Genomic DNA, 16,010 nt, shown 5'->3' on the forward strand with positions numbered 1-16,010 from the left:
GTTTTCTGTTGACCGGTGAAGGAGGCCCCTATCCAACCGAACCTGTGGCGGATCGCCCTGCTGATTGCGGTGGCGATCGCCATCAGTTATCTGGACCGTCAGACGCTGCCGGTGGCCATTGCGGCCATCCAGCGGGACATCCCGATCTCGAACACGCAATTCTCGCAATTGCAGGCCGCGTTCCTGGTGGCTTATGCCGCAATGTATGCGGGCGGCGGCAAGCTGATTGATGTATTGGGAACGCGGCGCGGCTTTGTGTGGATCATGACGATGTGGTCGCTGGCCTGCGCGAGCCATGGCTTTGCGACAGGGTTCCGGTCTCTGGCAGTGAGCCGGTTCCTGCTGGGACTGGGGGAAGGCGGCGGATTTCCGGCCGCCACGAAGGCGATCGCCGAGCGGTTCCCGGTGGGGCAGCGTTCGACGGCGATGGGCGTCATCAATGCAGGTACGGCCGTGGGCGCGATGGTGGCTCCGCCGACGATTGCGGCCATACTGGGTGCGACGTCGTGGCGCTGGGTATTCTTTCTCACCAGCATCCTGGGGCTGCTCTGGACGCTGTGGTGGCTGCGCGACTACACACCGGCGGCGGCGGTCCGCGCGGGCGTGGTGGAGCCGCAGATCCCCTGGCTGAGGCTTTTGACCTTCCGCGAGACCTGGGGGCTGGTGCTGGCCAAGTTCATCAGCGACGCGGCCTGGTATTTCTACCTGTTCTGGCTGCCGAAGTACCTCTACGACGTGCGTGGCTTCGATACCAAGAGCGTGGGTTACTACGCCTGGATCCCGTACGCACTGGCGGGTGCGGGCAGCCTGACGGGGGGCTGGTTCTCCAGCCGGCTGTTGAAGGCGGGCAAGTCTTTGAACTTCTCGCGCAAGCTGGCGCTGGGCCTGAGTGCGGCGTTGATGCCGATTGTGGCGCTGGTGAGCAGTTCGCCGGTGGAGATGGCCATTGCGTTGTTCAGCGTCGCGTTCTTCGGGCAGCAGTCCTGGTCGACGATCATGATGATCCTGCCGGCGGATTTGTTTCCACGGGGCGCGGTTGGTTCGGTGGCCGGACTGGTTGGCTTCGGCGGGTCGATGGGCGGCGTGGTGTTCAACCTGGCAGCGGGTTCGCTGCTGGACCACGGTTTTGGCTACGGCTTCGTGCTGGGCCTGGTGAGTACGTTTCACATTGTCGCGTTCCTGATTATCCTGCTGAGTGTACGGCGTGTTCAGCCGTTGGAGGTGATTGCATGAGGATTCGACTGGTGCAACTGGAGGCGGGTGGTGTGCGGCGCACCGCGCTGGTGGATGGCGGCCGGCTGCAGGTGTTGCGGGCGTATGCTTCCGTCTATGACCTGGCGCAAGCCGCGATCGAGCGTGGGATCAGGCTCGCGGCATTGGTCGAGGAGAGCGTTTCCGGCAGGACCGAGGACTATGACGCCGTGTACGAGGGACGCTCGGAGTGGCGGCTGCTGCCGGCCGGCGATCATCCCACTGAGCCGGCACGCTGCCTGGTTTCAGGGACTGGTCTGACGCACCTGGCGAGCGCGAGCCGGCGGGATGCGATGCATGCCGGCACGGCGCAGCTCACCGACAGCATGCGCATGTATCTGTGGGGTGAGGAGGGCGGACGGCCTGAGCCCGGACAGGTTGGCGTGGCTCCGGAGTGGTTCTACAAAGGCAACGGAACGATTCTGAAAGCGCACAACGAGCCGCTGCTGGTGCCCCGGTTTGGCGAGGATGGCGGCGAAGAGCCTGAGATCGCCGGGGTCTACCTGATCGATGCGCACGGCGTGCCGCGGCGGCTGGGACTGACGATGGGGAATGAGTTCTCCGACCACAAGCACGAGCGGCGCAACTACCTGTACCTGGCTTCGTCGAAACTGCGGACCTGTTCGATTGGGCCGGAGCTGGTGGTGGACGCGGAGTTCGGCGCAGTGCAGGGCCAGGTTTCGATCCTGCGCGGCGCAGAGGTCCTGTGGAAGCACGACATCGGGTCGGGCGAGGCGCGGATGTCGCACACACTGGCCAATCTGGAGCACCATCACTTCAAGTATGATCAGCACCGCCGGCCGGGGGACGTGCATGTCCATTACTTCGGCGCGGATGCGTTCAGCTTTGGCGGCGGGCTGGAGCTGGCCGAGGGCGATGTGATGCAGGTTCAGTTTGATGGGTTTGGGCGGCCGCTGCGGAATCCGATTCAGCTGGATCGTGCCGTGGATGCGCTGGTGGCGGTGGTGCCATGTTGACGGTCCGGGCTGCTACGGTTTGACCGTTTTCGATCTGCCTTTGCCGCCGTGCTCTACGGGCGCCTGTTCGAGGGCGTCGTTCAAAGCGGCTGTGATTTTGGGATCGCCGGGGGCCCGTTTCAGGGCTTCGCGCAGTTGGCTGAGCCCCTCGGCCCAGCGGCCCAGGCGGAGTGAGGCCACTGCGTAGTTGACTCGAATGCCGACGTGGGCGGGATCGAGTTCCATGGCGGCCTGGTACTTGGCCGCGGCCTCTGCGAGCTTGCCGGCCTTCTCCAATTCAGCGCCTTCATTGTTGAGCCGCAGCGCGTTGAAGGCGTTCTGGCTCTCCTTGTCGATGGCGTGCAGCACCTCAGTCAGGCGCTGCTTGACGCGCCGGGCTTCTTCGACCTGCCCGTCCTGGCGCAGTGCCAGTTGCAGGCTGTTCAACGTGGCCTGATCGTTGGGCTTCAGGCGGTCGGCCGCCTGCAGGTGCACGACTGCATCGTGGGGACGGCCCTGCCGCAGGTACTCGGAGCCGAGGCGGAGTTGAGCGATGGCGTTTTCAGGATCGATGGCTACGGACTTTTCGAAGGCGGCGAGGGCGCCGGGTTCATCCAGCAGCGTCTTGCGGGCCTGGCCCAGGTCAGACCAGGCCTCAGCGAACTGCGGTTGGAGGGTGACCGCGTCCTGGAGCAGGGCGGCGGCTTTCTGTGTCTCGGTGTTTTCGGCGTGGATCTTGGCGCGCAGGTAGCGCGGGAAGGCGGAATCGGGCTTGCGGCCCAACAGCAGGATCGCCTTGTCGAGGTGGAGGGCGGCGGTCTTGAAGTCGTTGGCCTCCAGCAGGACGAGGCCGAGGTCGATGCGGGCCTGGACGAAGTTGGGGTTGAGGGTGACTGCCTGTTGAAATTCGATGCGGGCGGGTTCGGGCTGGCCGGAATTCTTCAGCGCCTCGCCCAGCGCGTGATGGGCTTCAGCGGATTGGGGCCGGAGTTTCACGCCCTGGCGGAGGTGGGCGAGCGCCTCAGCGGCTTGGCCCTCCTCGGACAGCAGGCTGCCGAGCATCAGATGAGCGTCGGCGTTGGCCGGGGCCGCTTTGAGGATCGTTTCAAGGACGCGGGCGGCTCCGGCGCGGTCCCCTTTGGCAATCAGGTTCCAGGCCTGGTCCAGCGGCTGCCGCTGCGCGAAGAGCAGGGCGGAGAGGGCCAGCAGTGGGAGCAGTTTCGACATGGATCAATCCTGTCTGAACTTCTGTGAGCGTGTGATGCCGGCGCCCTCGGTGACGTGGATCAACTGGTCGCAGGGCACGGCGGCGAGTTTCTCGATGAGGCCGAGCGGCCAGCGGATTTCGAGGTCCACGGTTTGCGCCGGGCCCAGTCCGAAGTGCAGACGGGTGTCGCTCACGGAGAGGTAGGACGACTGGCTGAGGACTTCCTGCACCTGGAGCTTGCCCCCATAGCGGGCCGTGACGCGGGCTCCGATGGCGCTGCGATTAGACTTCACGCCTGTCAGTTTCAGTTTCAACCAGTGGTGGCCGCCGGTGACATCGTTGCGGAGCAGGGAGGGGGGCTCGTTCTGATTGACGATCAGGATGTCCATGTCTCCGTCGTTGTCGAAGTCTCCGAAGGCACAGCCGCGGCTGGCGTGGGCGGCGGCGACTCCGGGGCCGGTCTCTGCGAACAGCTCTTCGAACTGCCCCTGGCCGAGATTGCGGAAGAGGACGCGCGGTGTCTTCAGCGGCACGTTCGGGAACTTCTTTTCCACCTCGGGGTAGATGCTTCCCGTCACCCAGAAGATGTCGGGCAAGCCGTCGTTGTCGAGGTCGACGAGGCCCGTGCCCCAACTCACATACTGGGTCTCGACACCGAGGCCGGCCTTCAGGGTGACGTCGCGGAAGTTGCCCTTGCCGTCGTTCTGATAGAGCGCGGGGGTATCTTCCCGGAAGTGCATCTTGAGGATGTCCAGATGGCCGTCGAGGTTGAAATCGCCGATGCCGAGGCCCATGCCGGCCTGTTCCATGCCGTCGTCGCTGAGGGCGGCTCCACAGTCGAGACCCTGCTCGCTGAAGGTGCCGTCGTGGTTGTTGCGGAACAGCAGGCTGGGGGTGGAGTCGCAGGCGACGTAGATGTCGGGCCAGCCGTCGTTGTCGAAGTCGGCGGCGACCACCGTGAGGCCGAAGCCGCCGGCCACTTTGGAGATGCCGGCCTCCGCGGTGACGTCGGTGAAGGTGCCGTTGCCGTTGTTGCGGTAGAGCAGGTGATGGCCGTAGGGCAGGCCGCGAGGGCCGCAGTTCACCGGGACATTCAGGTAGTTGCAGGCGCCCGTGTCGGTGGGGCGCGGCACGGTCTTCATGTCGAACTCGAGGTAGTTGGCGACGAACAGATCGAGATGGCCGTCGCGGTTGTAGTCGACAAAGGCGCAGCCGGAACCAAAACGGGGTAGGGGACTGAGCAGCCCGGCTTCCTTCGTCACATCCGTAAAGGTGCCGTTGCCGTTATTCCGGTAGAGCACGTTCTGGCCGTAGTAGGTGACGAAGAGGTCCTCGAAGCCATCGTTGTTGTAGTCGCCGACCGTGATGCCCTGGGCATAGCCGGTGCGGAGAAGGCCGGCTTTCTCAGTGACGTCGGTGAACGTGCCGTCGCGGTTGTTCCTGTACAGGCGGTTTGAGGCGTTGGGCGGCGGGTCGGAGGTCCGGGAGCCGCAGAGGACGAGGATGTCCAACCAGCCGTCATTGTCGTAGTCCAGGAAGGCGCAGCCGGCGCTCATGACTTCGACGATGTAGTCGGCACGGTCGCGATGGCCGGCGACGGTGATGTGGGTGAGCCCGGCCTGGGCGGCGACATCGGTGAAACGGGCATGGAACGGGAGGCCGGAGGGTTTGCGGCGCGGTGAGGCTTTGACGCCACGGGAGGCCATGCCCTGGATCTGGGCTCGTACATTGGAGGCGGACAGCGAGAGCAGGCTCAGGGCGGCCCGGCGGGTGAATGAAGCCATGACTGGTGCTGACAGTGTTCAGTATATCGGTCGTGAGCAAGAAAACCCGCGCGGAGTGCCGAAGATTGTCTTCGACACCCCGCGCGGGACAGGGGGCCAATGGACTTGGCGTGAGGAGGCTAGAAGATGATCTTCAGGCCGACTTCCACCTGGCGGCCGGACACGTTGCCGAGTTCCTGCGTCTGGGGTCCGAACTGTGCCGAGGGAGTTCCCTGGTACAGAGCCTGTCCAAACTGCGAACTGGTGACATCCATGTTCGGGTTGCCGCGGTTCAGGCGATTGATCGCGTTATAGGCGGCCATCTTGAGCTGCACACGGACGCGCTCTGTGATGTTGACGTCCTTGGTGAGGGTGGCGTCCAACATGTAGTACGCGGGACCGGTGAGGTTGTCGAACTGCAGCGGATTCGCGCGGATCACGTAGGTGCCCGAAGGAATCGCGGAGAAGGCCGACGTGTTGAACCACTTGCCGGGCGAAGGATTGGAAATCGTCACTTCGCTGCCGTTGTAGTTCATTTTGCCGAAGCGGAGGATGGCGCCGGTGGAGTAGGTGGAGATGCCCGTGAGCTTCCAGCCGCCCGCGATGAAGTTGCCAACCTTGCTCTCGCTCAGGAAGGGCTTGCCCTTGCCGAACGGCAGGTCGTAGCTGCCGGCCATCGTCACGCGGTGACGCGGCTGGTTGCTGTTCTGATAGGTGAGGTTGTTCGTGAAGGTGTCGAGTTCATTGAAGAGCTGTTGGGTCTTTTCATGAATGAACACATAGGCGAACAGGAAGTGATAGCCATGGCTATAGGCCTTCTGCGCTTTCAACTCGAGGGAGTGATAACGCTCGGCCGCGCCGCGGGTGCCCACTTCGTAGAGCCCGCCGTACTGCGGGTAAGGAGCCAGCAGTGACGACAGGGACACCGTCTTCTGGTTGCGCAGCGAACCGGGGAACAGCGTAGGCGTCAGGTAATTGTAGAACGGGTTGTCCACATTCACGTTGATCGCGCCCTGCTGGGCGACCTGAATGCGGGGATCCCAATTGTTGAGGGCCTTGGTGTAGTGCTGGTTGCCCAGGTTCAGGAAGTAAGTGACCGAAGCCATCACCTGGCCAGGCATCTGGCGCTGGAAGTTGACGTTGATGCGGTCGTTGTAGGCCTTTTCGAACTTGCGCGGATACCACAACAGCGACGTGCCGCCGCGGCCCAGGTTGGTGCCGTAGGCTTTGCCGTTGATCGGCAGCAGGGGGTTGCCGGACGGGTAAGGATTGGAGATCGTCTGCTGCGGAATGCCCTCCAGCAGGCCGGTGGTATTCTGGTAGCCCTTGACGCCGAAGTAAGGCGGCTCGAGGAAGCTGACCGTTTCAAAGCCCGACACGGGAGCCTGGCTGAGATTCATTTCCGTCGGGATGACATAGCGGGCGTAGCCGATGCGAAGGACGGTAAGGTCGTCGATCTTGATGGCGGCGCCGGCGCGAGGTGCGAGGGCGAGCTTCGGTGCATCCCACATGCCGGGATGATCGCTGGAGGTCCAGAGCCATTGGCCTTTGTTCTGGTAGTAGTTGTTCCCTACCAGGGTGAGGGCGGAGGAGGGCATGGCGGCCGGGCTGGCTACCATTTCGGGCACCGGGGCCGACATGTCCAGGCCCTGGGACATGAAGTGGTTCGGATCGGACCAGGCAGACTCGTACTCATTGCGGAGGCCGAGGTTGACGGTGAGGCGGCGGTTGACCTTCCAGTCGTCCTGGAAGTACATGCCCCAGAACTGGACATGCGGATCGGGGGCGGGGCCGCCGATCATCTGCGAAGAACCGTCCAGGGAGCCGAGCAGGAACGTGGCGAAGCCGATACCGTTGTGCTTGGTGTCCGGGTTGTTGAACGTCTCGGCCGTGACGCTGGCCGGGAAGTAGAAGTTCGAGGTGTTGCCCACGAACGACACGCCATAGCCGCGGCGGGTTTCCACGCCGGCCTTTAAATAATGAGAGCCGCGCTGCTGGGCGATCTTGGCGCTGTAGGCCTGGCCTTCGGGACGCTGATCCCAATAAAAACCGCGGCCGCCGAAGCCGTTGCCGCCGATGTTCATGCCGGGGAAGTAGACGGGCACGCCGGGGGAGGCGTCCTGGTAAGTCTTGTACCAGCTATTGCCGGGCCAGAGTTTGCCCCAGCCTTCCGAGCCCATGCTCGTGGAGACGTAGGCGTCGATGACCTTGTGCCAGTCGCCGTGGAAGTTGACCACGGTGGTGGGGGTGGCTGTCCAGATGGCGTCGCCGGAGAGCTGGTGGGCGGCCCTCAACGTGCCAGTGGGCGTATAGAGTTGGGACTGATTCGGGGTGGCGTTGGGGGAGAGGTCATCCGTGTGATAACGGCCAAAGCGCCCGTAAACCTTCCACCTATCGTTGATGTTGTAGTCGACGCGGTCGGAGTAGTTGTAATACGTGTAGTTCTCGACGTAGCCGGCCTTGAAGTTGTTGACGCCAGTGATGTTATCGCCACCGCTGTTGGGATCCCAGAAGTTGCCCATCAGGCTGGAGGCCAGCGGATCGAAGCGGCTCTTGGGGATGATATTGCCGGCAAACGGGGTGCGGGAGGCAACACCGGCCGAGTCGAGTTTCGTCGTGTACGGATCGTAGATGGCACGGAGGCCGCCATCAATATTGAGTGACTTCGAGAAGTCGCCGCCGCGTTCCAGGACCGTCGGAACGGTGGTGGTGTAGCTGCTGGGGTAGCCGACTTTCCAGTATTCCAGCGAGAAGAAGTTGAACAACTTGTTCTTTATGATCGCGTTGCCGAGCGTGCCGCCCAGCATGTGCTGGCGGGTGGCGTTCTTGGTGAAACGGGTGCGGTCTGCTTCCGCATTGAGCCAGGGGTAACGGCCCAGGTAGAAACCGGTGCCGTGATACTCGTTGGTGCCCGACTTCAACGTCATGGAGATCAGTCCGCCGGCGCTGTGACCGGATTCGGCGTCGACGCTGTTCTGCGAGACGACAACTTCCTGGACGGCGTCCGTGTTCGGGGGGTAGCTATTCTTCTGGCCCATGCCGATGGGGCTGCCGTCCACCTGAAGGTCGTTCTTCAGGTTGGTGCCGCCGCCGAGATCAACGCTGTTCGCGGCCCACGAGTGATAGGGGGCCATCTCACCGCGTGTGTTAACGGCCGAAGGGGCAAGGAGGGTCAACTTGAACGGATTGCGATCGATTCGGGGGATGTCCGCGGTCAACTTGGAGTCCAGTGTGAAGTCCTTATTACTGGAGTTGAACTGCACCGCCACGGGAGTCTCGGAAACGGTGATGCTTTCCTGGACGGCGCCGGGTTTCAGGCTGGCGTCGACAGTGACGTCACCACGCATCTGGACGGTAATGTTTTCCTGGCTGTACTTGCCGAAGCCAGCGGCCTCGACAGAGATGGTGTAAGTGCCAGGATCTACTAGATCGAAGAGATAAAGGCCTGTATCGCTGGTTTTGCGCGTCGCCTTGACGCCGGTGGCGACATTCAAGAGGCTGACGCTGGCGCCGGCGATGACAGCCTGGGTCTGATCGGTCACTACGCCTTGGACGCGGCCGCGATAGCTTTGGGCAAAGGCGCTAAAACACAGTATGGAAATCAACAGGAACGCTGTTGCGATGCGGATCGCAGAACGATGCAATCTCATTCATGAACCTCCCAACAATATGACTACTAGCGAGACGTTTAACTGGGTTGGCTGCAGGCGGAGAGATCACCTGGCTGGGGACGGCCCGCTCACGTGGGACCGGGATTCACCTGGTGTTCGCCTGGGACGTCCGATCAGGACCGGTCTATCCCGGTTTGTGGATGCGGACGACGGCCGTGCAGTTCCCTCTTGACCTGGACTCCTTGCGGCGCATACACCGGTGGGATCACGCGGGATTCCGGCGCGCCAGTTCATCCATGCTTTGATATACTACCGGTCGGTGAACTTGATTAATATTGTCGGACTAGTGTTCTAGGCGATCAAGGTAAGTCCCAGTGAATTCACTCGACCGTTCACTAGTGAACAGGAAAAAGTAACGCAGTTGGCCGAGTATGAACGAAAGTCACCCCACGCTCGTAACGGTCAACGAAAAACAACTCGCAACGGATGGACGCTGGGAGCTCACCCTCAGGGTGGCCAGCAGCAAGGGCTTCGCCAAAGCTTCCCAACTGCGTGACCTGCTCCTGTATCTCGTCAAACGAACCCTGACTGCGCCGGAACTCGAGATCACCGAGCAGGAAATCGGCTGCCAGGTTCTCGGCCGGCGGCAGGATTACGACACTCAAACGGACAATATTGTACGGGTTCAGATCCGGCACCTTCGGCAGAAATTGGAGGAGTATTTCGCCGCCGAAGGGCACAATGAACCCCAGGTGCTGACCGTACCCAAGGGCAGCCGCGTACCGCACTTCGAGCTCCGGCCGGAACCCGAAGTAAAGACAGTGAATCCCGAGACCATGCCGGCTGTCGAGACAGCACCCGCGGCGCGTGGGAACGTGTGGATTCCGCGCTTGATTCAGGTGGCTCTACCCGTGGCCGTGCTCACGGTAGCTGCGTTTCTGCTGGGACGGGCATCCATTCACAAGGATGGGGCAGCACTGGCCCTGGCGAATGTGGACTCCAGTGGTCCACTTTGGAGCCGGCTGTTCAGCCCGGGTGAGCTGACCACCGTCGTGATCGCCGACAGCAGTTTCGCCCTCCTGCAGGACACCCTCCGCAGCGCCTTAACGCTGGATGAGTATACAAAGGGTGGTTTGCGCAAGCTGATCGAGTCCGAAAAGGATGAACGGCTGAAGGCCATACTGCGGGACATGTCCACGCGACAGCACACCAGCCTGGCGGACGCCACGATTGCCAGCCGCGTCCGAGTGATCGGAAAGCAACTCGGTGGCAGGGTTACCGTGCGTTACTCGCGGCACATGGGCGTCCGGGATTTTGCGGCAGGTAACTTCATTATCATTGGTAGCAAGCGCGGAGTGCCCTGGGTGGAGTTGTTTGAGCAGGACCTGAACTTCCGCCTTAAACACATTGGTCCAGATTGGCGATTCGGCTTCGTGAATGTAAATCCGCAGGCTGGGGAAGACGCGAACTACTCCACTATGGTTCCGCCCAACACCCCGACAGAGAGCTATGCGACCGTCGGGTTTGTGCCGAACACGGCCCGGACGGGCGATGTCCTGCTGCTGGATGGGTTGATGATGGAGGCAACCGAAGCGGCCGGTGAGTTCTGCATGGGCGGCGGCCTGAACAAACTGCTGGCGGAGAGACTGCACGTGAGGCCCGGCGATAAGTTTCCTTACTTCGAGGTGCTGCTCAAGGTGCGGGTGGTCTCCGGCGCCCCGCACAATGTGGAAGTGGTGGCTTGGCGGCGGCCCAGCATCCTTTAGCTTCCTAGATTCGCCTCCGGTTCCCTGGGCCGAGAGGGGCGGCCGGCGGCTCTCAACCTGACAGGCATCCTGATCCTCCCCGTACAGCTCCTCTACCCTGATTGCATTCGAATAGGTGAAGCTTCTGCAGTTTGAGTCGATTGTAGAGGTGGAGAGCCGCATGTCCGAAACTGCGATCAGCACTTGAGAGAGTATTGGATCCCTGCCGGGGTGGTGGATGCCGTGAAGAAGCGGCATCACTACTAATTGTTCATAAATGCCAATTAAGAATTAGTAGGGTTAAAAAACGCCAAGCCGGCGGACAGTCACAATGAACTTTGTCCGGTTTTGGTACCATCACCACAAGATCCACTTTAGAGCGTCCGCTCCCATGGCTGCCCTCAGAGATCAATTGACATGTCGACGCTCGCTGTTGCTCTTCTTCTTCGCACTCACCCTGTCCGCGCAGACCGGGTCTAGCTGGCGCTTCTGGTCCTCCCTGGATGGAATGCCCGAATCGTGGGCGTACGGCGTCACCCGCGGCTCCTCGGGCCGGGTAATTGTGTCGCACGGGCATGTTAAGAATTTTTCAGTTTTTGATGGGTACAAAATTGAGCAGTTTCCATCTCCCGGTGTGAATTTGACTGTCCGGGAAGGTCCGGATTTGCGATTTTGGGCGCTCCTGCCATCTTCGGATGGCTTTCAACGGCTGGACAAAGACCATTGGGTGGCCTACCCGCTTCGCGGCACAAGTGTTCTGGCCGACATGGATCATCGCGGATATTTTCTACCCTGGACGGCCGGACAGATACTATTTCTCGGCCGCGATGGATTGTACGAATTTGACAGCGTTAGCGGAGAAGCCCGCAATTTGAGGCAGGGCTCCGAGGCGGGGTTAGGCCCGCTGACAGCATTAGAGCCTGCAAGCGGCGGCGGCGCCTGGGTGTGCGGACGGGAAGGCGTGACCCGCGTGACGAGAGGACCTGCGGGCTCTATCACTTGGGCTACGCTGCGCTATCCCCAGCCTGCCGGAGCATGCCGATCGGTGCTGGAGGGCGAGCCTGGCGAGTTGTTCATCTCCACGATGCTCGATCGTTCCAATCGACAGCGCCTGTTGCACTACAACGGGACATCGTGGAAGACGCTGGCCACCTCCGAGCCCGGTCATTCGATAGCCGGTTGGCCAGACCGGGACGGCGGCGCCTGGTTGGCCGAAATCAGCCCTAGCGGGTTCGAATTGAAATCGGGGACTGGCAACAGGGAGAGCCGGTCCAGGGCCTTGTCTGGACGCCTGCTCTCGGTGTTATACGAAGGCAGGGGATGTTTCTGGGTGGCAACCTCCCTCGGCATGGCTCGGTTCGCCCCCCTGGTTTGGAGAACACCCCGGGCGCTGCTCGATAAGACCGGCCACTCCTCGGCGATTTTGCGGACGAAAGCAGGGGATCTCTTTCTGCTCCATAGAGATGAACTTCTGCAGCGCAAGGACGGGCGCTGGTCCACACACCCCCTCCCAGTCGGATTTGAACCGGCTCTGCCCTCCACCCATTCGCTGGTCGAATTGCCGGACGGGCGCCTGGCCCTGGGTGAGGGCCCGGCCTTGCTTCTGTTCGATCCGGTTCGCGCCGCCTTTGTCACAGTTCCGCATCCGCAAGGACTGGATGTTTCCGTGCTTGGACCGGGTCGGAATGAGTCCGTCTGGGTGCGGACTTCGAGGAACAATCATGCCTTCCGGTTGGAACGGTTCGATGGCCGTGCCTTTTCCGTTCAGTACGACGCCGGAGAACGGTGGGGCGAGGCCTTCCCCCGGGCAGTGCACGAAACGAGTGACGGAACGCTCTATCTGGTTCCGCAGCCGGACGGCATCGGGGTTCTGAAGGATGGGCGCTACACCGCACTCGGTGCAGCGCAAGGTTATCTGGGCGAGAGTCCGGTGGCTTTGGCGGAAGTGGCACCGGGCAGGATGTGGTTCGGCGACCGGGACTCCATTGTGGAGTATGACGGTCGCACATGGGTGACGGTGCGGGACAAACTGCAGACGGTCCGGTCCATTTTGAAGGCGAAGAGCGGATCGATCTGGGTGGCGTCGGGCCGGGGACTGAACCGGTTTCGCGACGGGGAGTGGCTCAGCCTCGCCGCGGCGGAAGGCCTGCCGGACGCCGCGGCATACGGAATCGCCGAGGATGTCGACGGTCTGATTTGGACGACCACGACGGCCGGCATCTCCCATAGCGATCCAGGGGCCGACTCGAGCCCTCCACGGACCATCATTGATACCGACGCCAACCCCCACAAAGTCCCGCCCTCCGGGGAGGCGCGCTTCGTCTTTTCCGGCATCGACCGGTGGAAGTATACGCAGGAATCGCGGCTGTTGTTCTCCTGGCGGCTGGATGGCGGTGAGTGGTCCAGATTCGTGGCCTCTGCAGCGGCCGAATTCCACCACCTGGCGCGGGGCAAAAGCCACCGGCTGGAGGTCAGGGCGGTGGACAGAAACGGGAATGTTGATCCGGACCCGTCCTCGCTCACCTTTGATGTCTTGCTGCCGTGGTACCTGGAACCCGGCTTCCTGGCTGCCTGTTTCCTGGGTGTGTTTGCGCTGACCTCGGCTGGAGTCCTGACGTTGGTTCGCCAGCGCCAGTTGGCGGGCCTGGTCGAGCGCCGTACCGCCGCGCTAGCCGCCCGCACCAAGCAGTTTCAACAGATTGCGGCGGCTGTACCGGGCGTTCTGTATTCATTTCGGATGACGCCCGAGGGGCAGTTTTCGCTCCCCTATGCGAATCCCCGCATCTTCGAGATGGCCGGCGTGCGCGCGGAGGATCTCGTTTTGGATGCGAGCCCGCTCTTCAACTCACTCCACCCGGACGATCTGGCCAGGGTAAAGGAATCAATCGCGGTTTCGGCTGCGACTCTGTCCATGTGGAACGATGAGTTCCGCGTCGTGAGGTCTGGACAAGCTCCTGTCTGGATTGAAGGCCGGTCCATTCCTTCCAGGGAGAGCGACGGAAGCATCCTGTGGCATGGGTTCATGGCCGATGTCACGGAACGTAAGCGGTTGGAAGAGTCCGTCCGCCGCGAGACCGAGCGGGAAATGACCCTGCTGCAGACCCTGGTGGCCGAGGCGCCGTACGGTTTGGCAATGTTCGATCGCCGGCTGCGGCAAATCCAGGCCAGTGAACTGTGGTTGCAGGATATCGGCCGCACGCGGGAACAAGCCACCGGAAAGGCGATCACCGAACTGCTGCCTCCGCCCGAGGAGAGTTGGACGGACGCCTGGCGGAGGGGACTCAACGGGGAGGTGGTGTCCCACAAGGACTCTCTCTATTTCCGCCCGGACGGGACGGAGAGGTGGTTCAACTGGACGGTCTGTCCCTGGGGCGACTCCGGCGAAGAGACCGGCGGCATCATTATCTACACCGAAGACATCACGGAACGGAAGCAGGTCGAAGAAGTCGCCCGGGAAACTGAGGTTCGCTACAGCGAACTGTTCCAGCATATGACCGAAGTTCTCATCTACGGCCGGATGCTTTACGAGGACGGAGACCCCTACGACTTCGAGTACCTTGCAGTGAATGAAAGCTACCGGCGGTTGAATGCGGACCGCTCGGACGTGGTAGGCAAACGAGTCTCGGAGATTATTCCAGGCTTGCGCCAATCAGATCCGAGCGTTTTTGAGTTCTACGGCCGAGTCGCCTCGACGGGGCAGCCTGACCGGACGGAACTCTATGTCCAGGCCACAAAACAGTGGTACTCCATCTCTGCTTACAGTCCCCGGCCTGGCCAGTTTGTCGGAATCTTTAACGTGATCACGGCCCGCAAGACAGCGGAAGAGGAATTGCGGCGGAGCCAGGCTATGCTGCACTCCATCATCAATTCTGCCTCGGATGGGCTGATCGCTATTGACGGTGAAGGCCGGATTGTTCTCTGGAACCCTGCCGCGGAGCGGATTTTCGGTTACACTGCCCAAGAAGCGGTGTCACAGCCGCTGCACGCGCTGATCGGGCCGCCGGGGATCACTGAGCAGTTTGCGAGGGGCTTTGCGCTGATGAGGGAGTCTGGCCAGGCTCCTGTCGTGGGCCGGACGGTCGAGATGACGGCGATCCGCAAGGATGGGACCGAGTTCCCGATGGAACTGAGCGTGGCGCCGGTACTTATGTCTGATTCCTTCCTGGCCGTGGGCGTCGTACGCGACGTCACAGCCCGGAAATTGGCCGAAGCGGAACGCGAGCGGCTGCAGAACCAATTCCTCCAGGCCCAGAAAATGGAGACCGTTGGACGGCTGGCTGGGGGGATTGCCCACGACTTCAATAACCTGCTGACCGTCATCAACGGCTACTCGCAGATGGCGATCGACCAGTTGCCGGCGGTGAGCCCGGCCCGGCAGAACATCGAAGAAATCGCCAGGGCAGGGGAGCGCGCCACTGGCCTGGTGCGGCAGTTGCTCGTATTCAGCCGCAAGGAGGTGCCGCGCTTGGAAGTCGTCGATATCAACGCAATCATCTCCGAGATGGAGAAGACCATTTTCTACCTGGTTGGGGAGGATATCGACATCGTCACCAACCTGTCCGGCGGTGCCTTGCTGGTCGCCGCCGATCGTCATCAGGTCGGGCAGGTGCTGATGAACCTGATCGTGAATGCCCGCGATGCCATGCCGGAGGGCGGCACGATCACCATCTCGACTTCCGCCGCGCCGCCCGGCGATGCCGGCGCACTGCAGGCGGGCATGCTGGCTGAGATCAGCAATGTGTGCCTTAGCGTCAAAGATACCGGAGTCGGCATCGATGAGGAGACAAAGCAGCACCTCTTCGAGCCGTTTTTCACCACCAAACCAGCCGGCAAGGGGACTGGTCTGGGGCTCTCCGTCGTCCACGGGATCGTCTCATCTTGCGGCGGCCGGGTCGTCATCGAAACCGATCCGGGCACCGGCGCCACTTTCCGTATCTACCTGCCGGCCGTGTCTCCAGAGAGTCCGGTGAGCATACCGGCCATGGAACACGCGGCCGGCGGACAGGAGACCGTGCTGCTGGCCGAGGATGAGCCTGAAGTGCGGCAGTACGTCTCGGCGGTTCTCGCGCATTTCCAGTACAAGGTCCTGGAGTGCCAGGACGCCGAGGAAGCGTTGGAGGTGCTGCAGAGGCAACGCGTGGATCTGCTGCTGACCGATGTCATCATGCCTCGTATGAGCGGCCGGGAACTGGTGCTGCGCGCCCGGGCGGTCAATCCGGAATTGCGAGTGCTGTTCATGTCGGGCTACCCGGGCGACGCCCTGGACGGGCTGGAGGAGATCATCGGCACCCGCGCCTTTATTCAGAAGCCGTTCAGTCCCAAGGATCTGGCGGCCCGCATCCGCGAATTGCTCAGCCGCACCGGCCGCTCCTGAGCCTCGAAGAAGGCCCGGCAGGCAGGAATGTGATCTTGCGCCGTGGAACGGATCCAGGCGCATAGGGCACAATACATTCAGAGTCGACTGGGTCCGCCGGAAG

General features: G+C 62.1%; 7 protein-coding genes. 4 read left to right on the forward strand and 3 right to left on the reverse strand.

The features are described 5' to 3' along the window. The first annotated feature begins 15 nt into the window (after positions 1-15). Entirely contained in the window at positions 16-1,233 is a 1,218-nt protein-coding gene (locus ACR9Y2_RS14825) for an MFS transporter (RefSeq protein WP_435042144.1), read from the forward strand. A 2-nt stretch (positions 1,234-1,235) separates the two neighbouring features. Continuing rightward, positions 1,236-2,228 carry an AraD1 family protein gene (gene araD1 / locus ACR9Y2_RS14830; protein ID WP_435044866.1) on the forward strand — a complete coding sequence of 331 codons (993 nt, stop codon included), beginning with the start codon at positions 1,236-1,238 and terminating at the stop codon, positions 2,226-2,228. Positions 2,229-2,240: 12 nt separating this feature from the next. On the opposite strand, the gene ACR9Y2_RS14835 is transcribed toward araD1, so the two are convergent. From ACR9Y2_RS14835 to ACR9Y2_RS14845, 3 genes are all read right to left on the reverse strand, one after another. After that, complete coding sequence (locus ACR9Y2_RS14835) at positions 2,241-3,434, reverse strand: tetratricopeptide repeat protein (RefSeq protein ID WP_435042145.1); 1,194 nt, start codon at positions 3,432-3,434, stop codon at positions 2,241-2,243. Between the two features lie 3 nt (positions 3,435-3,437). After that, positions 3,438-5,198, reverse strand: a complete 1,761-nt coding sequence (locus ACR9Y2_RS14840) for a CRTAC1 family protein (protein ID WP_435042147.1) — start codon at positions 5,196-5,198, stop codon at positions 3,438-3,440. A 119-nt stretch (positions 5,199-5,317) separates the two neighbouring features. After that, the gene (locus ACR9Y2_RS14845; RefSeq protein ID WP_435042148.1) at positions 5,318-8,827 is read right to left on the reverse strand and encodes a carboxypeptidase-like regulatory domain-containing protein; all 3,510 of its coding nucleotides are present in this window, start codon (positions 8,825-8,827) and stop codon (positions 5,318-5,320) included. 392 nt (positions 8,828-9,219) lie between these two features. On the opposite strand from ACR9Y2_RS14845, the gene ACR9Y2_RS14850 reads away from it, so the two are divergent. Continuing rightward, positions 9,220-10,554, forward strand: a complete 1,335-nt coding sequence (locus ACR9Y2_RS14850) for a hypothetical protein (RefSeq protein ID WP_435042149.1) — start codon at positions 9,220-9,222, stop codon at positions 10,552-10,554. A 1,327-nt stretch (positions 10,555-11,881) separates the two neighbouring features. After that, the gene (locus ACR9Y2_RS14855; protein WP_435042150.1) at positions 11,882-15,907 is read left to right on the forward strand and encodes a PAS domain S-box protein; all 4,026 of its coding nucleotides are present in this window, start codon (positions 11,882-11,884) and stop codon (positions 15,905-15,907) included. Positions 15,908-16,010 lie beyond the last annotated feature (103 nt).

Source organism: Paludibaculum fermentans (assembly GCF_051172195.1).
Classification (GTDB): Bacteria; Acidobacteriota; Terriglobia; order Bryobacterales; family Bryobacteraceae; genus Paludibaculum; species Paludibaculum fermentans_A.

What these genes read in the sequence shown, in the direction of transcription:
- ACR9Y2_RS14850 (WP_435042149.1), top strand. Translation starts at nt 9,220, where the DNA reads ATGAACGAAAGTCACCCCACGCTCGTAACGGTCAACGAAAAACAACTC.
- ACR9Y2_RS14845 (WP_435042148.1), bottom strand. Translation starts at nt 8,827, where the DNA reads ATGAGATTGCATCGTTCTGCGATCCGCATCGCAACAGCGTTCCTGTTG.
- ACR9Y2_RS14855 (WP_435042150.1), top strand. Translation starts at nt 11,882, where the DNA reads ATGGCTCGGTTCGCCCCCCTGGTTTGGAGAACACCCCGGGCGCTGCTC.
- ACR9Y2_RS14840 (WP_435042147.1), bottom strand. Translation starts at nt 5,198, where the DNA reads ATGGCTTCATTCACCCGCCGGGCCGCCCTGAGCCTGCTCTCGCTGTCC.
- ACR9Y2_RS14835 (WP_435042145.1), bottom strand. Translation starts at nt 3,434, where the DNA reads ATGTCGAAACTGCTCCCACTGCTGGCCCTCTCCGCCCTGCTCTTCGCG.